Here is a 16705-nt window from a genome sequence, read left to right as displayed (position 1 = left end):
CAATGCTAAATACTCAAGATGTAATTCAAATTCTGAAACAAGACTATCAAAGATTTCCAGTTAATCAGACTTATAGTATTTACGCGACTGATGTTTATTTTCAAGACCCTTTGAATAAATTTCGTGGTGTTGACCGTTATCAGCAAACTATTGATTTTATTCAAAAATGGTTTTTAAATCCCAAAATGGATTTGCATGATATTCAACTGTTAGAAGACACCATTAAAACTGAGTGGACACTGAGTTGGAATACTCCTCTACCTTGGAACCCACGCATTTCTATTTCTGGCTGGAGTGAGTTGCGTCTTAATGCTTCTGGTTTAATTGTTTCCCATATTGATTATTGGCATTGTTCGCGTTTAGATGTGGTTAAACAGCATTTTTTTCAGTTAAAGGATTGAGTTTTTGTCTAAATATCTTTTTGTCTCACGCCCAGACGCAGAGAAAGAGTGCAAAAATAGGAAATTTTGCCACTAATATAAGCTAAATTGTAAATAAATGTAAATAATTCTCAGACAGGAAAGAATCATCAATGCGCGTAATTTTAATGACAGGGAAGGGTGGTGTGGGTAAAACTTCCGTAGCTGCGGCTACGGGACTGCGTTGTGCAGAGTTAGGATATCGCACGCTGGTTTTAAGTACAGACCCCGCCCATTCCCTAGCAGACAGTTTTGATTTGGAACTGGGACACGCACCTCGTCAGATTCGCCCCAACTTGTGGGGTGCGGAACTCGATGCTTTACAAGAGTTGGAAGGAAATTGGGGAGCGGTGAAGCGCTATATTACTCAGGTTTTGCAGGCGCGGGGTTTAGAAGGAGTACAAGCGGAAGAGTTGGCTATTCTACCCGGTATGGATGAGATTTTCGGCTTGGTGAGAATGAAGCGCCACTATGATGAAGGTGAGTTTGAGGTATTAATTATTGACTCGGCGCCTACGGGTACTGCTTTGCGACTGCTGAGTTTACCTGAAGTTGGGGGCTGGTATATGCGCCGTTTTTATAAACCTTTTCAAAATATCTCGGTAGCATTACGACCTTTGGTCGAGCCACTTTTCCGACCAATTGCGGGTTTTTCGCTACCAGATAAGGAAGTCATGGATGCACCTTATGAGTTTTATGAACAAATCGAAGCGCTAGAAAAGGTGTTAACTGATAATACTCAAACTTCGGTGCGGCTAGTTACTAATCCAGAAAAGATGGTGATTAAAGAATCTCTCCGCGCTCATGCTTATTTGAGTTTATATAATGTAGCCACGGATTTAGTGGTAGCTAATCGTATTATTCCGCCAGAAGTTCAAGATCCTTTTTTCCAAAGATGGAAAGAGAATCAGCAGGAATATCGCCAAGAAATTCATGATGACTTTCATCCTTTACCTGTGAAAGAAGTACCGCTTTTTTCTGAGGAAATGTGCGGTGTAGCAGCCTTAGAAAGATTGAAAGAAACTCTTTATAAAGATGAAGATCCTACCCAGGTGTATTACAAAGAAACAACTATTAGAGTTGTCCAAGAAGATAATCAATATAGCTTGGAACTTTACTTACCGGGGATTCCTAAAAACCAAGTGCAATTGAGCAAAACTGCCGATGAATTGAATATTACTATTGGCAATCACCGCCGAAATTTGGTTTTACCTCAAGCTTTAGCTGCACTTCAACCTGCAGGAGCAAAAATGGAAAATGATTATCTCAAAATTCGTTTTGCTAGTGGTATGTAGGTTTAGTGTTGAGAGTAAGACAACTTGATCAAAATATAATTCAGAAGCCAGAAGTCAGAATTTATCATGAATAAACGGCATTTTTGCATCCCCATTAAATTGAAGATTTGGTGATATCTAATTTAGCGTAGGATGCAGATTCGCCAATAATTGATTCTGAATTCAGAAGCCAGAATTCAGCATCAATTTTTTCATGCTTCAATGTTTTTTTGTATAAAATAATAAATTTTATTACACTAACAGTATTTGCCCGTAGTTTCACTGAGGACAAGGGAATTAGATAAATTTAATAATGTTTTTATAAATTTTAAGTATTTTGACGAATTGAAATTTTTGCTGTGAAATTTTATTGAAGTATAAGCAATGAACCTGATATCAAAATCAGACGTGCGTGTGAGTCTTGAGCAAGAGACTTTATTACGCCGGATTACAAACCGTATCCGTCAAACATTAGAGTTAGAAGATATTATTACAACAACGGCAACGGAGATGCGATCGCTACTTGGTACTGACCGAGTAATGATTTACAAATTTCATTCTGACGGTAGTGGTCAAGTCATTGCTGAGTCGATTGATCAAAATCGCTTACCTTCGTTGCTGGGACTAAATTTCCCTGCTGACGATATTCCTCCCCTGGCGCGAGAATTATTCATCAAATCACGGGTGCGTTCTGTTGTTGATCTTGATACTAACCAAATTGGACAAATTCATTTAAATAATCTGGAAACAGAAGATATACATTATCGACCCATAGCCCCTTGTCATGTAGATTATTTAAGTGCGATGGGGGTTAAATCAACTGTAGTCGCGCCAATTCTCTATCAAGAGCAACTTTGGGGACTATTGGTGTCTCATCATTCTCAATCTTCTGCAATTTCCGAATATGAACTTGAAGCAGTGCAGATAGTGGTGGATCAGCTAGCAATAGCGATCGCCCAAAGTAACTTACTGACACAAGCTCGTGAAAAGGCTAGCAGGGAAGCAATCATTAACCGCGTAGCTACCCGCCTACATTCTCTAACTTCCATTGAGTTACAGCCTGCTTTAGCAGAAATCGTCACTACATATTCTGGTTCTGGTGGTAGACTTTGCATCAAAAATCAAACTTCTCATCTGCCAAATATAACTGTCAACAGCTTCAGAGAATGTTTGGCATCTGGAGAGGAAAATATCAAAATTTATACTTATGGTCAACAACCAATCATTCCCCATTTAGCGAAAAATAAATTTTTAGAGCAATATTTGATTTGGGATGAACATTACCAATGTGGTAAGTATGATATTTGGGCGATCGCTGATATTTATCACCACCCCAACTTGCGAAATTTGCAAGCTGCTTTTCATCAAACTAAAATTCGCAGCATCCTAGTAATTCCACTCCACTACTGTCAAGAATTGCTGGGATTTTTGACTATTTTCCGAGATGAAATAGACACCGAAACTCTTTGGGCTGGTCAGTTTGACTCAGACAAACGGCAATTATACCCTCGTTTATCCTTTGAAGTCTGGCGAGAATCGAAAACAGCCCAAGCACGGGAATGGAACAAAATTGAAATTGAACTAGCGCAAGAAATCAGTCAAGTGTTTGCATTGGCGATTCAGCAATATCAGTTATACCAACAAGTGCAAGCATTCAATAGTGAATTAGAAAATCAAGTCCAAGAACGCACAACCAAGCTACAACAAGCAATAGAACAACAACATATACTATTTGAAGTTGTCATGAAGATGCGGAAATCCTTGGACATGGATACCATCTTTCAGACAACAACTAGCGAGATTCGTCGCGTTCTTAATGCTGACCGAGTAGCAGTATACCGTTTTGACTCAGGTTCAGAATTTAATAACGGTGAATTCATTACCGAAAATGTACTTCCAGATCTTCCCTCAGCCCTAACAGCAAAGATTCATGACCACTGCTTCGGGGAAAATTACGCCACTCAATACACTCAGGGGCGGATACATGTGGTGTCTGACATCGACAACGCCAGGATGCAAGATTGTCATATTGCTATCCTCAGTCAATTTTATGTGAGAGCACAGATAGTTAACCCCATCATGAAAAATGGTCAACTTTGGGGCTTGTTGTGCATTCATCAATGTACAGGAATTCGCCATTGGGAAGATTCTGAAATCCAATTTGCGATTCAGGTTGCTAATCAATTGGGTGTAGCCATTGAGCAAGCTGATTTACTCACTCAAACACAAGAACTGGCGGTCGATTTACAGCAAGCTGCAGATCAACAGCGAGTACTATTTGAAGTCGTTACCAAAATTAGAGAATCTCTGGACTTGAATGTAATTTTTCAAGCTAGCACCCAAGTAGTGTGTAACTCACTGCAAACAGATCGAGTCGCAGTGTATCAATTTAACCCAGATTGGAGTGGTGAATATATTGCTGAGTTTGTGGATGAAGGTTGGGTGAAGCTGGTGGGACTAGATCAAAGAACTGCTTGGAAAGATACCTACTTACAAGAAAACTCTGGTGGGAGGTATCGCCACAATGAAACCTTTGCAGTGCATGATATTTATCAGGCAAATCACAGCAACTGCCACATTCAAATTTTAGAACAATTGCAAGCTAAAGCTTATGTGATTGCACCCATCTTTATCGGTCAAAAACTTTGGGGACTATTGGCGGCTTATCAAAACTCTGCACCCCGTCATTGGGAAGCCTCGGAAATTAAGTTTATGGCACAAATTGCTAACCAACTGGGGGTAGCGCTACAACAAGCGAATTTATTCACTCAAACTCAGCAGCAAGCACAACAGCTAACGAAAGCATTCCATGATTTGCAAGAAGCCCAAACCCAACTCATCCAGACTGAAAAAATGTCTTCACTTGGTCAATTGGTGGCTGGGATTGCCCATGAAATTAATAATCCAGTAAATTTTATTTATGGCAACCTCGCTCATGTCAGTGAATATGCCGAAGATTTATTAGGAATGCTGGAACTTTATCAGCAGCACGCTGGTAACACCAGCCCAGAGATTGAAGAACGGGTAGAAGACATTGACTTAGAATTTGTCACTGAAGATTTGCCCAAAACCCTAGCTTCTATGAAAATGGGAATTGACCGCATCCGGCAAATTGTCTTGGGTTTAAGGAATTTTTCTCGTCTTGATGAAGCAGAAATGAAAGCTGTAAATATTCATGACGGGATTGATAGCACGCTACTGATTTTGCAGCATCGCCTCAAAGCTAGACCGGAATGTCCAGCGATTCAGCTAATTAAAGATTATGGTGATTTGCCTTTGGTGGAGTGCTACGCTGGACAAATGAATCAGGTATTTATGAACGTTTTGAGTAATGCAATTGATGCTTTAGAAGATTACAAGCAGCCTGAATCAGGATCACATCATCAAATTAACATTGTTACTCGCTTCATCGAGACGCAAAACAAAGTAGAGAGCGTCTTGATTCGTATTGCAGACAACGGCCCAGGAATTCCCGAAACCGTGAAAATACGCATATGTGATCCATTTTTCACAACCAAACCAGTTGGTAAAGGTACTGGTTTGGGTTTGTCAATTAGCTACAAGATTGTTGTCGATAAACACGGCGGGATTTTTAAATGCGAATCTCAGCTGGGAAGAGGTACGGAATTTTGGATTGAAATTCCGGTGCGACATGTCAAGTAAAAAGTAATCAGTTAAAGCACGAGGGGTGAGGGGCTAGAAGCTAGGGATTAGGGGTTAGGAGCTAGCCTCTATGCCTTTCCTTAGAGCTCTTGTTATTGAGATACTATCAGTCGGCTACAAGCAACTATGTTTTTCCCTAGTCCCTAGCCCCTAACCCCTAGCCTCTCCCTCTTTACCAAACGGTTTGGTAAATCTGAAATGAGCGACGCCTAATTTCTCAATTGTACAGGCATGGCTAAATAGGTCATTTTCAATCCGCCTAGTGGGGTAAAAATTACTGGCGTTAGGCTTTGGTTTAGGTGCATTTGAATTTCTGTGGATGGCAAAGCCTTTAACCCTTCCATCAAATACTTGACATTAAAGGCAATTTCTATGTCTTCTCCAGATATTTGAGCAGGCATTGTTTCTCTACCACTACCCATGTCTTGAGCTTCGCAGGATAGGGTAATTTGTTGAGATGCACTGTCAATAGTCACTTTGACTATATTATTTTTTTGGTCTGCTAAGACAGCAATTCGCTCTAGAGTACTGAGGAATTGTCGCCGTTCTAGGGTGACTTGTCGCTCAAATTGCCGGGGTATGAGTTGGCGATAAGCTGGGTATTGTCCTTCTAAGGTGCGGCTAGTCAGGCGTTGATTAGCCCATGCAAACACTACTTGACCGGGTGATAGGGATAGGGCTATGGGTTCGTCTGAGGAGGAACTATGAGCTAACATCCGCTCTAATTCCCGTAGGGCCTTGGCGGGAACGGTCACTTCAATTTCGTGACTATCATCGTCGTCAGCTTCGTTAGTGGTTTCGACGACTGCTAGGCGATGTCCGTCAGTGGCTGCAAATTCTAATGCGTCTTGGGTAACTTTTAAATGGACTCCCGTCAGTACTTGTTTGGTTTCATCACCACTGGTAGCAAATAGCGAACCTCGCAAGCCTTCGATGAGAGCTGCGGTTGTTAATTGTAGCGTTTGGGCATTTTCGATCGCTGGTAATTCGGGAAATTCTTCGGCTCCCATAGCTCGGACTTGATAATGTCCGCTTTTTGGTGTGAGGGTAACGGTTAAACCTTCGCCAGTTGCGGGTGTGGACTCATCATCAAGGGTGATTTCTCCGGAAGGGAGGCGAGAGGTGATGTCTACAAGTAACTTGGCGGGAAGGGCGACTGCTCCTCCTTGCTGTACTTCTGCTGTGAAGCTGGTACGGATTCCTAAACTGAGATCGAAGGCTGTTAAGCTTACTTGGTTAGTTTGAGCATCGGCTTGTAACAGCACATTCGCAAGTACGGGGTGTGTCGGTCGTGATGGGACTGCACGACTAACAAGGGAAAGGTTTGTACTGAGGTCGCTTTGGGCGCAAACTAATTTCATAATTAGATTCAGCTGACAAGTGATTATGGTAGCATCCTTTCAACGCCCATAGCCCAGGAGTGCGGCAATCGCACCGACGACAGCGCCGCCTAAAACTAGCCATGCGGCATTAATCCGGAAGCGAATTGCTAAAACTGCGGCGATGGTGGCGATCGCTACTGCCAAAAAATCTAAATATGGGGCTTTTGGTAAACTTAATGTGGCTACTGCTAACTGCAAAGTGACGACTACCATCAGCGCTACAGCACTAACGTTGACTGCATCCAGAAATGCACTTGTCCATTTTGAGGCGCGTAACCGAGGAACAAGGGGATTCAGCAGCGCTGTGAAGATAAATGAAGGTAGGAAAATTCCCGCTGTTGAAATGATCGCCCCAGGAATTCCGGCGATGACGTAGCCGATAAAGGTAGCTGTGGAAAGTACCGGCCCTGGGGTAAATTGACCAATAGCGATCGCATCTAATAATTGCTGTTGTGTCAACCAGCCATACTCCCCCACTAATTCCCCTTGCAGAAAGGCTATCAATACAAAGCCGCCACCAAATAAAACGCTACCAATTTTCAGGAAAAACCAGCCCAATTGCCATAGAGGAACATTCGCTAGGTTAGATGTAGCGGCGGCGGCGCTGGCTACCGTTGCCTTCAAGGTTGCACCAGTAGTTAAACTAGCAATAATCAAGTGAGCTTGTTGACTCGGCGGCGTGTTTTTATCGCCACTACGTAACCAAATCATCCCCAGTAATCCCCCAATTAATAGGGCGATAACTTCATTTAGTTTTAATACCAACAATAAAATTACTACAGCTACAGCAATTAATAACAATTTGCGTGTTTTTACTGCTTTTTTCCCCAAGCCCCAAAGAGCGTTGATGACTACAGCTAAAACCACAGGTTTAATCCCATACAGTACAGGTGATACTTGCGGCAAAGTGCCATAGTTTACATAAATCCAAGCAAAAAATCCCGTAATCAGTACTGCGGGTAAGATAAAACTGACACCTGCAACTATTAGTCCTAGCCAGCCTGCGTAGATATATCCCACATGAATAGCCATTTCTGTGGAATTCGGCCCAGGGATGAGGTTAGTTGCACCAATCAGATCTAGAAAATGCTCCCGTGTCAACCACTGACGCCGCTTCACTGCTTCGTCCTCAATCATCGCAATATGGGCGACTGGGCCACCGAAACCGATGACACCCAATTTGCAGAAAACTTGAGCAAGTTCACTTAAACGACTTAGTGCTGAGTTACTCATAAGTTGACCACAGTCTTATTTTCAGCAACACTGATACTACTTTTAAATTACTGTTGTTGGGTTAAGGTTTGGTTGTTGGGCAGGGGGCAGGAATTTTTGATTGACAATTTACAATTAATGTGTATTGAGCGCTGCTTTTAATTTGCGCGTAGAGATGCAGATAAATATCAAATGCAAACAAAACCTGCGCCAAAATTTGACAAAATCGGCGCAGGTATAAACATTTTGGAATTACAGCAAATTATTTTTCATACTGTAATCAGTAAGGCTCTGAAATTTCCCCATCGAGTCTAAGCTGCAACAGGCTCAAGTAACTGGATATTTGAGAAGATAAATTCCTGAGTTGAGATTTTACCTGCTGTCTCGGTGCGAATTTGCCGACGGTTGAGAATAAAATATTGACCAACCTGTTCATATTCATCAGTGAATTCACTTCTACCACCCTTTTGTTCCCCAGTTTTGGGGTCATGATATACAGAGTCGTAGGTGTGGGAGAGGTAGCCTTCTCCAGTGTTGTGACTGCTGAAGGTGTTAATAGTTACAAAAGTTCCGTGAATTAAACGGTGAACATGGCTGACTTCATTATTGCGGACTTTGTACTTATCACCATCCGACTTCCCACCGACCAAAATTTCTACTTCACCGCTGTCTGCAGTTGCTCCATAGCTAAAAGTATTAGCACTGTGAGTGTCTTCAAAAGCGCGACGGACGCGGTGAATAGCGATTTCCCAAGCTTGGTTGTGAATCGCCTGCTTGGCTTGCTCATCCTCCACATCCAACACTTCAGCTTTCAAATCAGCTTTGATGTGAACCTTAGCTGTGAACACTTTGTCGTCATATTTATATGTAACATCTGCAGTGTAACCAGGAAAATTTTGGTTCCAAGTGTAACGGTTTTCATAAGCAGCGCGGAAAAATTCCCGAGCAGAGAGTTGTGTAACTGTCATATCGTCACCTATAACCACTAGTGATATTAGCTTTTTGCCTTTGCTGGTATTAGCATAGAGGTAATTGTGAAGCCCTGCATAGACCCCAACTGGGTACACTTATGGCTAATTCTCTTCATGCTGCGTTTCAAGCGATCGCCAATGTCCGCAATGAGCAAGAACTTAAACTAGCTCTTAACGACACAGTTGGCAAGCATTTTGGTGTACAAAGTTGGGGAATTTATCTGCTAGACCCCCATTCCCCAGCGCCAATAGACGCCCCCAGCATTCCCGCAGTCTGCTTAGAAAGCAATCCGATTGGGCGTTATGTAGTCGAACGCCACGCCCCCGCCCACGAACAACTGATATTATCTCCAGGAGACTGGAAAGATATATGTCCCCGTTCCGACCACGAACACGTCATGACCGGCCCGATTGTGTGTGACGGTCGTCTTGTCGGTACCCTTAACTTAGCCCGCGCCAAAGGTAATCCGCCATTTAATGGTAACGATCTAGCCGATTTGAGCGCCTTGTGCATTCATTTATCCACAAAACTGGCTACCCTCAGAGCACAATCAAAAACATTCCCATCTTCAATAGTCTGTCCTTTGACACCCCGCGAGTTAGAAATCGCCGAACTAGTAGCCCAAGGATTAACTAACGCCGAAATCGCCGCTAGACTTTGGATTAGCCAAAACTCTGTCAAGCAGGCTTTAAAAAGGATGTTTCGCAAGCTGAAAGTTTCAGCCCGGGCAGAAATGGTCGCACGCTTGCAAGATATATTAGTTTCATCGAGGATGAATTAATGAGTCGTCCCCCCATTCTGCAACCAGGGACAAGTTATACATTCAGCAAATATTTTGAATTACCTTACACCCCAGGTGACATTCTTGCAGAGTTTAATTGTAGATATGAACGTAAACGTCTAGATTTACCAAGGTATACAAATAATCTTCAATGTTTAGATTTTTTAAGTCGTTATTTACAGAGAAACTTAACTTACGTCAACCCCATTAGTGAAATGGCGAGAAGGGAAGTATTAATTGCACCAACGCTGCTAGAAATTTGTGCAGAAACTCAAACTCAATTAAATATTGAATATCCGATTAATGTTAATGAGCAACTTAAAGGTAGCTTTGATTATTACATAAACAGTGATTTCGGCATGTTAGTAGTTGAAGCTAAACAATCTGACTTAGGTCGAGGATTCACTCAATTAGCAGTAGAATTAATTGCCCTTGACCAGTGGACACAATCAGCAGCGCCAATTCTTTATGGAGCAGTAACCACAGGCGAAGATTGGCGGTTTGGTAAATTTCATCGCCAAGAAAGATTAATTTCTCAAGATATTAAACTTTATCGTATTCCTGAAGAATTAGAGGAATTACTGAGAGTTTTGACAGGAATCATTGTTGCACCTGTCGTATTGAATAGATAATTATAAAAATCTATTAAATACCTAATAAACTATCCATCATCAAATTCTCTCTTTCATAATTCAGACTTTAGACTTCAGACTTCAGACTTCATTCGCTCGTTTACCCGATATTGTTCAAATCGGGGGAGTTTGGACACCTCCGGCGTTGCGGGGTAAAGGTTACGCCAAAAGCGTAGTCGCTGGTTCCTTGCTAGCAGCAAAAACCCAAGGAGTAGAACGAGCTATTTTGTTTACAAACCGTCAAAACTCAGCAGCGCAAGCGGCTTATAGAGGTATTGGTTTTCATCCTACCGGAGAAGAATTTGGTTTGGTGCTATTTGCAGAAGATACTCAAAAAAATCTTTAACGCACAACTTGAGAAAACAGTTTCCCTCAAAAGGTTTATATATGTGATGTTTGTATATTGACTCTTAAGTATGAGGGAAATTGATGAAGAAATTTATAAAGTGTTACCTGTACATTATTGCTTACGTAATTTACAAATGGCTTCTCAACAACAAAGCAAAAACAAACAAGGTACAGCAGCTACAAAATCTAATCCAACTGATAACTTGGATCTAGATGCGCTTTTTGCAGCATTAGAGCAAGATTTGTCAAATGTAGATAGCGAAGCTGCTCAAAGTTTGATTGATGACTGGTATACTCCTTTAAATAAGGCTAAAGAACCAGAAATCAAAGAAATCGCTAATGGACTGAAGGATCTAAAGCAACTTATTAAAAGTGGTAAAGCTACAGGTCATGAGATTGGCGAAGTGCTCATCGAAATTGGTGAGCAAACTAGCGATTTTGCATCCGAAGCTGATAACGAAATCAAAGCTTCGTTGCAAAAGCTGGGTAAACAACTGACTAAAATCGGTGTTTCTCTCGGTAAAACTGAAGACCGCGAGCAAATTGAGCAAATAGACTCGTTAGTCGATACCCTGGAAGAAGACGACCTCACCAATCTCGACCAAGAAACAGCACAAGGTGCAATTGATGCTTGGTACACTTTATTGCACAAGTCTGAAGACGAAAACTTACAAGAAATCGCCAACGGACTTAAAGAACTCAAACAACTTTTGAAACGCAAAAGCGCCAAAAGTACAGACTTCGCCGAAGTCCTCACCAAGTTAGGTGAACAAACACAACAGTCCGCAACCAACGCTGCTAGAGGATTTAAAGGCCCAATTCAAAAGTTGGGGAAACTCCTAAGTAAAGCTGGTAAATCACTAGAATGATATTCAGCTAGTTAACTACTGTCAAAAAACAGTCAGTGAGGGATGAAAAAGATTGGTTAGATGGAGTCAAAAGTGTTAACCATTACGCTTCGCTAGTACATCAAATGTCATCCCTCAACACACATAGGTAATAAAAATTTACATCCTCTCTAACACAGAAATTCCCATCAAAGACAATCCCAGTTTTAAAGTTCTTGCTGTTAAATTGCACAATCCTAAACGCGAAGTCCGCACGGGTTCTTCAGATTGCAGTACTGGACAATTTTCATAGAATTTATTGAATTTATCACTTAAACTATATAAATACTCACACAAGCGATTTGGTAGTAAATCTTTTTCAACTTCACTAACTACCTCACTCAGTTGCAACAAATGTTTTGCTAACGTCAATTCTGTATCTTCTGCAAGCAAAATTTTCGCTTCTGTTCCTAGCTGCTCAAAATCAATATTACCTTCTCGACTAATACCTTGAGTTCTCACATAAGCATACAGCATGTAAGGAGCAGTGTTGCCTTTGAGAGATAACATTTTATCGTAACTAAAAACATAATTACTGGTGCGATTTTGGCTTAAGTCTGCATACTTAACCGCACTAATACCAATCACCTCAGCAGCATGAGCAATAAATTCTTCAGTTTCTGTCCGCCCATATTCTTGTAACCTGTTTTCTAAGTCTGCGCGCACACGGTTTACTGCTTCGTCTAACAAATCCCGTAACCGCACTGTATCACCAGAACGAGTTTTAAACTTTTTACCGTCTTCCCCTAACACCAAACCGAAGGGGACATGTACAAGTTCCACATCGTCAGGAATCCATCCGGCTTTGCGCGCCACTTGAAAAAATTGGGCAAAGTGGTTAGCTTGTCCAGCATCTGTTACATAAATTATCCGTTTAGCTTCGTCTTGGTGAATGCGGTAACGCAGCGCTGCTAAATCCGTTGCTGCGTAGTTAAAACCGCCATCAGATTTTTGCACAATTAAGGGTAATGGTTCACCTTCTCTGTTGGTAAACCCTTCTAGGAAAACACACTTTGCACCCTGATTTTCTACCAGTAATCCAGATTTGTCTAAATCTTCTACGACTCCAGGTAGCAAGGAGTTATAAAAAGATTCTCCCCGTTCAATTAATTTGACATCCAACAAATCATAAATTACCTGAAACTCTAACCTTGACTGTTGACACAGCAGCTTCCATGCATGGATTGTATCTTCAGCACCTGCTTGTAATTTGACAACTTCCTGTCGTGCTGTCTCTTGAAAAGCTTCATCTGCATCAAACCGTTGTTTAGCTTGGCGATAAAAGCTGACTAAATCGCCAATATCTAAAGCGTTGGCTGTGGTGAGGGCTTGTGGGTAAACTTCCCGCAGGTAAGCAATTAACATTCCGAACTGTGTACCCCAGTCGCCCACATGATTTAACCGGAGGACATGATGTCCGCGAAATTCCAAAATTCTGGCGATGCAATCACCAATAATAGTCGAGCGTAAGTGTCCAACATGCATTTCTTTAGCAATATTCGGACTAGAAAAATCGACAACTTCACGTTGTGGATCTTTTACTGTCGGGACTCCTAATCTAGGATCTCTCTGGATAGCTTGAAGCTGTGCTTCCAGGTACGCTGTTTTCAGTTTGAGATTAATAAATCCAGGCCCAGCTATTTCTGGTGGTTCGCAGATTGCGGCGATGTCTAATTCTTCAACTATAGTAGCAGCGATCGCCCTTGGTTGTTTTCCTAGGCGTTTGCTCAATGATAAAGCCACATTTGCTTGATAATCACCAAATTTAGGATTACTAGCAGCCACCAAAATCGGATCTACTCCGGCGTACTCAGCACCAAAAGCAGCTACTAAAGCCTGCTCAAATTTAACTTTTAATTGTTCTTGCGTAGCGTTCATAGGTATTTATCAATTGTTCCAGCGCCCAGGAATCACCATTGCAACATAATTAAGACTCCCCAGGCCAGCTTTTTCGGTGTAGGCTTTGTAGAGACAGATAAGTTGCACTTATGAGCAATTGGCGATCGCCCAGCGCAATCATTCATGTTCTCGTTATTTTAACTCTAGTTGTGGAATCGAAACTCTTGCTGTGTAAAAATCGGTCATGCTCTGGTACCTCCCAAGATATACTGCCTCTACCAGAAGACATAACTTGAGGCTTTTATCGAGGATTTAGGCAAATTTTTTAGAATTTTTTCCCAAAAAACACACTGGGTTTTACGGATAATAACTATATTTATTAAATACTGTCTGCGACCTCACTACTGAAAACAAAATCGAAATATCCATCATGAGTAGCACAACTGAACAGTTCGGTGAACTAAAAAATAACAAAGGCGGTACAGGTGAAATCAATATTCGTTCCAATCCGTCATTAACTGCTAGTGCTGTACAGAAGCCTGTCGGTACTCGCGTAAAAATTTTGGAAAAAAAGCAGCCCGGCGACGGTTTCACTTGGTACAAAGTTAGCTATGACAACACGAAGAGCGGCTGGGTACGCGATGATGTGATTAAAGTATTACCTCCCCAAACCTCTCAAAAGCCCGATGCTGACGACACACGTCTATATTTTGAGACTGATAAGCGGCAAGTGAGAGTCTATCAAACAGGTACAACTCTGTACATGAACGTCTACAATAAGCAGACTAACAAAACCGATATCAGCGGCGTTTCTGCAACGAAATTACCCAAGGACACCAAAGGGTGGGAAGGTTATCTTGCAATTAAGGATGGACGTACCTACCGCGCTTTATTCATTCGTCGTGGCGAAACTCAACTGCAAATTACTAACAGCAGCGATGCGAAAGACATAGAGCCAAAAGAGACAGGCTTTGCTGCTAAAGGTGTTGAGTATCAGTTAGTCGCTTAATCCTCAATACTCTTACTTTACATCAAAAGCGTAGACACGGAGCGGCTTGTCGTCAGACATCGCTCCTCATTGCTTTCGTAATTTTTTCCTGAACCGCATTCTCAAAACTTTGATTATCCTAGCTATGGATGCCAGAAATCGGTTTAGCATTTGGGCGAGAACGCGGTTCTTACACGGAAATCCTCATACTTAAATCCAACCACTTCGCCTGAGTAATCGGCGCACTACTAGAAATATAATCCACTCCAGTCTCAGCCACAGCCCGAATAGTTTCCAACGTCACATTCCCCGAAGCCTCAATCTTTACGCGCTTATCTTGCTGACGAATCAACTCCACCGCCTGACGCATCATATCCAGAGGCATATTATCCAACATAATGATCTCAGCTTGATGTTGTAAAGCTTCCTTCACCTGATCCAAACTTTCCGTCTCCACTTCTATGGTTAAAGGATAAGGAATTTGAGAGCGGATGCGGGTAATCGCCTCTGCAATTCCCCCAGCCGCAGCAATATGATTGTCCTTAATCATTACTGCATCATCCAGCCCCATCCGATGATTAATCGCCCCACCCACAGCAGTTGCGTATTTTTCTAGAAGTCTCAGCCCTGGTGTAGTTTTCCGTGTATCTACTAGACGAGCAGGTAAATCACCAATCTTCTCTACGTATTTAGATGTAAGTGTAGCAATCCCACTTAGACGCATAGCCAAGTTTAAAGCCACCCGTTCCCCCATCAGCAGCGCATCCAACGAACCGTTGATTTCTGCTATTACTTGTCCTGGTTCACATCTTGTACCTTCAGCCGCAACAGCCACAAAACTAACTTTTTCATTTAAAAGCTCAAATACCCTAGCTGCAACTGGTAAGCCTGTAATAACTCCTGAGGCTTTAGCTACCCATTTGGCTGTTCCTGACGTGAAATTTTCAGATAGCAGGCTGTTTGTAGTGCGATCGCCCCTACCAATATCCTCAAGCAACCAGCCACGCAACAGCGGATCTAAAACCAGCCAAGGAGGCAAAACACCAAACTGACTCACAACTTCATTAAATCTTTCTCAATGTCCAAGAATACTATAGCTTAAAATGCTTATCCCACAAGACTTTCAACAACGACCGCAAAAACACCGAAAAATTTTTCCAAAAAGAGTTGACAACCAAAGAGAGGTTGGATATATTGAATAAGTGCCTGAAAGCGAAGCGCGAAAGAGCGACGCCGGAAGGACGCCGAACCATGAAAAAATTATAGTTTGAAAGCTAGTATAAAACAAGTAGCCTGCGTCAGAAAAGAGAATCACCAGGCTAGGTGTAAAACAGCCAAAAGAGCTAAAGAAAACGAACGTTAACAAAACGGAGAGTTTGATCCTGGCTCAGGATGAACGCTGGCGGTATGCTTAACACATGCAAGTCGAACGGAATCTTCGGATTTAGTGGCGGACGGGTGAGTAACGCGTGAGAATCTGTCTTCAGGTCGGGGACAACCACTGGAAACGGTGGCTAATACCGGATGTGCCGAAAGGTAAAAGGCTTGCTGCCTGAAGATGAGCTCGCGTCTGATTAGCTAGTTGGTAGAGTAAGAGCCTACCAAGGCGACGATCAGTAGCTGGTCTGAGAGGATGATCAGCCACACTGGGACTGAGACACGGCCCAGACTCCTACGGGAGGCAGCAGTGGGGAATTTTCCGCAATGGGCGAAAGCCTGACGGAGCAATACCGCGTGAGGGAGGAAGGCTCTTGGGTCGTAAACCCTCTTTTCTCAAGGAAGAATAAAATGACGGTACTTGAGGAATAAGCATCGGCTAACTCCGTGCCAGCAGCCGCGGTAATACGGAGGATGCAAGCGTTATCCGGAATGATTGGGCGTAAAGCGTCCGCAGGTGGCTGTGTAAGTCTGCTGTTAAAGAGCAAAGCTCAACTTTGTAAAAGCAGTGGAAACTACACGGCTAGAGTGCGTTCGGGGCAGAGGGAATTCCTGGTGTAGCGGTGAAATGCGTAGAGATCAGGAAGAACACCGGTGGCGAAAGCGCTCTGCTAGGCCGCAACTGACACTGAGGGACGAAAGCTAGGGGAGCGAATGGGATTAGATACCCCAGTAGTCCTAGCCGTAAACGATGGATACTAGGCGTGGCTTGTATCGACCCGAGCCGTGCCGGAGCTAACGCGTTAAGTATCCCGCCTGGGGAGTACGCACGCAAGTGTGAAACTCAAAGGAATTGACGGGGGCCCGCACAAGCGGTGGAGTATGTGGTTTAATTCGATGCAACGCGAAGAACCTTACCAAGACTTGACAT

The 16705-nt window shown here is 42.6% G+C and carries 13 protein-coding genes and 1 rRNA gene (1 of these 14 only partly in view); 9 read left to right on the top strand and 5 right to left on the bottom strand.

Features of this window, described 5'->3' with window-relative positions; all coding sequences use genetic code 11:
• Window positions 1-2: 2 nt before the first annotated feature.
• The 3 genes from MIC7126_RS0110710 (at window position 3) to MIC7126_RS0110695 (ending at window position 5356) form a co-directional block, all read left to right on the top strand.
• Complete coding sequence (locus MIC7126_RS0110710; protein WP_017653138.1) at window positions 3-401, top strand: C6orf136 family protein; 399 nt, start codon at window positions 3-5, stop codon at window positions 399-401.
• Between the two features lie 131 nt (window positions 402-532).
• The gene (locus tag MIC7126_RS0110705) at window positions 533-1714 is read left to right on the top strand and encodes a TRC40/GET3/ArsA family transport-energizing ATPase (RefSeq protein WP_017653137.1); all 1182 of its coding nucleotides are present in this window, start codon (window positions 533-535) and stop codon (window positions 1712-1714) included.
• A 363-nt stretch (window positions 1715-2077) separates the two neighbouring features.
• Window positions 2078-5356 carry a GAF domain-containing protein gene (locus tag MIC7126_RS0110695; RefSeq protein ID WP_017653135.1) on the top strand — a complete coding sequence of 1093 codons (3279 nt, stop codon included), beginning with the start codon at window positions 2078-2080 and terminating at the stop codon, window positions 5354-5356.
• Between the two features lie 209 nt (window positions 5357-5565).
• On the opposite strand, the gene dnaN is transcribed toward MIC7126_RS0110695, so the two are convergent.
• The 3 genes from dnaN to MIC7126_RS0110675 form a co-directional block, all read right to left on the bottom strand.
• Window positions 5566-6717 carry a DNA polymerase III subunit beta gene (gene dnaN / locus MIC7126_RS0110690; protein WP_017653134.1) on the bottom strand — a complete coding sequence of 384 codons (1152 nt, stop codon included), beginning with the start codon at window positions 6715-6717 and terminating at the stop codon, window positions 5566-5568.
• Between the two features lie 39 nt (window positions 6718-6756).
• On the bottom strand, window positions 6757-7971 hold the full coding sequence (chrA, locus tag MIC7126_RS0110685) for a chromate efflux transporter (protein ID WP_017653133.1): 1215 nt from the start codon (window positions 7969-7971) through the stop codon (window positions 6757-6759).
• 290 nt (window positions 7972-8261) lie between these two features.
• On the bottom strand, window positions 8262-8918 hold the full coding sequence (locus MIC7126_RS0110675; protein ID WP_017653131.1) for a DUF3386 domain-containing protein: 657 nt from the start codon (window positions 8916-8918) through the stop codon (window positions 8262-8264).
• A 101-nt stretch (window positions 8919-9019) separates the two neighbouring features.
• On the opposite strand from MIC7126_RS0110675, the gene MIC7126_RS0110670 reads away from it, so the two are divergent.
• The 4 genes from MIC7126_RS0110670 (at window position 9020) to MIC7126_RS0110655 (ending at window position 11552) form a co-directional block, all read left to right on the top strand.
• Window positions 9020-9703 (top strand): LuxR C-terminal-related transcriptional regulator, encoded by a 684-nt coding sequence (locus tag MIC7126_RS0110670; protein WP_017653130.1) that lies wholly within the window; start codon window positions 9020-9022, stop codon window positions 9701-9703.
• The gene (locus MIC7126_RS0110665; RefSeq protein ID WP_017653129.1) at window positions 9703-10335 is read left to right on the top strand and encodes a hypothetical protein; all 633 of its coding nucleotides are present in this window, start codon (window positions 9703-9705) and stop codon (window positions 10333-10335) included. Before MIC7126_RS0110670 ends, MIC7126_RS0110665 begins: the two co-directional genes overlap by 1 nt.
• A 31-nt stretch (window positions 10336-10366) precedes the next feature.
• Window positions 10367-10681: a GNAT family N-acetyltransferase gene (locus MIC7126_RS27445; RefSeq protein ID WP_338010326.1), complete on the top strand. Its 315-nt coding sequence runs from the start codon at window positions 10367-10369 to the stop codon at window positions 10679-10681.
• Between the two features lie 70 nt (window positions 10682-10751).
• The gene (locus MIC7126_RS0110655) at window positions 10752-11552 is read left to right on the top strand and encodes a hypothetical protein (protein WP_017653127.1); all 801 of its coding nucleotides are present in this window, start codon (window positions 10752-10754) and stop codon (window positions 11550-11552) included.
• A 138-nt stretch (window positions 11553-11690) separates the two neighbouring features.
• On the opposite strand, the gene argS is transcribed toward MIC7126_RS0110655, so the two are convergent.
• A complete protein-coding gene (argS, locus tag MIC7126_RS0110650) occupies window positions 11691-13448 on the bottom strand; it encodes an arginine--tRNA ligase (RefSeq protein ID WP_017653126.1) in 1758 nt (585 codons plus the stop codon).
• Window positions 13449-13839: 391 nt separating this feature from the next.
• Between argS and MIC7126_RS0110645 the strand changes: the two genes are divergently transcribed.
• Window positions 13840-14418 carry an SH3 domain-containing protein gene (locus MIC7126_RS0110645; protein WP_017653125.1) on the top strand — a complete coding sequence of 193 codons (579 nt, stop codon included), beginning with the start codon at window positions 13840-13842 and terminating at the stop codon, window positions 14416-14418.
• A 169-nt stretch (window positions 14419-14587) separates the two neighbouring features.
• On the opposite strand, the gene nadC is transcribed toward MIC7126_RS0110645, so the two are convergent.
• Complete coding sequence (gene nadC / locus MIC7126_RS0110640; RefSeq protein ID WP_017653124.1) at window positions 14588-15454, bottom strand: carboxylating nicotinate-nucleotide diphosphorylase; 867 nt, start codon at window positions 15452-15454, stop codon at window positions 14588-14590.
• Between the two features lie 307 nt (window positions 15455-15761).
• Here nadC and MIC7126_RS0110635 point away from each other — a divergent pair.
• A 16S ribosomal RNA gene (locus tag MIC7126_RS0110635) occupies window positions 15762-16705 on the top strand (it continues 543 nt past the right edge of the window).

This window comes from Fortiea contorta PCC 7126 (assembly GCF_000332295.1).
GTDB classification, from domain to species: Bacteria; Cyanobacteriota; Cyanobacteriia; order Cyanobacteriales; family Nostocaceae; genus Fortiea; species Fortiea contorta.
The sequence above is the reverse complement of the archived record's forward strand: the minus strand, read 5'-3'. Positions and strand labels throughout refer to the sequence as shown.

Excerpts from the sequence above, each read along its gene's own strand:
- MIC7126_RS0110710 (WP_017653138.1), top strand. The coding sequence starts at position 3 with ATGCTAAATACTCAAGATGTAATTCAAATTCTGAAACAAGACTATCAA.
- MIC7126_RS0110705 (WP_017653137.1), top strand. The coding sequence starts at position 533 with ATGCGCGTAATTTTAATGACAGGGAAGGGTGGTGTGGGTAAAACTTCC.
- MIC7126_RS0110695 (WP_017653135.1), top strand. The coding sequence starts at position 2,078 with ATGAACCTGATATCAAAATCAGACGTGCGTGTGAGTCTTGAGCAAGAG.
- dnaN (WP_017653134.1), bottom strand. The coding sequence starts at position 6,717 with ATGAAATTAGTTTGCGCCCAAAGCGACCTCAGTACAAACCTTTCCCTT.
- chrA (WP_017653133.1), bottom strand. The coding sequence starts at position 7,971 with ATGAGTAACTCAGCACTAAGTCGTTTAAGTGAACTTGCTCAAGTTTTC.
- MIC7126_RS0110675 (WP_017653131.1), bottom strand. The coding sequence starts at position 8,918 with ATGACAGTTACACAACTCTCTGCTCGGGAATTTTTCCGCGCTGCTTAT.
- MIC7126_RS0110670 (WP_017653130.1), top strand. The coding sequence starts at position 9,020 with ATGGCTAATTCTCTTCATGCTGCGTTTCAAGCGATCGCCAATGTCCGC.
- MIC7126_RS0110665 (WP_017653129.1), top strand. The coding sequence starts at position 9,703 with ATGAGTCGTCCCCCCATTCTGCAACCAGGGACAAGTTATACATTCAGC.
- MIC7126_RS0110655 (WP_017653127.1), top strand. The coding sequence starts at position 10,752 with ATGAGGGAAATTGATGAAGAAATTTATAAAGTGTTACCTGTACATTAT.
- argS (WP_017653126.1), bottom strand. The coding sequence starts at position 13,448 with ATGAACGCTACGCAAGAACAATTAAAAGTTAAATTTGAGCAGGCTTTA.
- MIC7126_RS0110645 (WP_017653125.1), top strand. The coding sequence starts at position 13,840 with ATGAGTAGCACAACTGAACAGTTCGGTGAACTAAAAAATAACAAAGGC.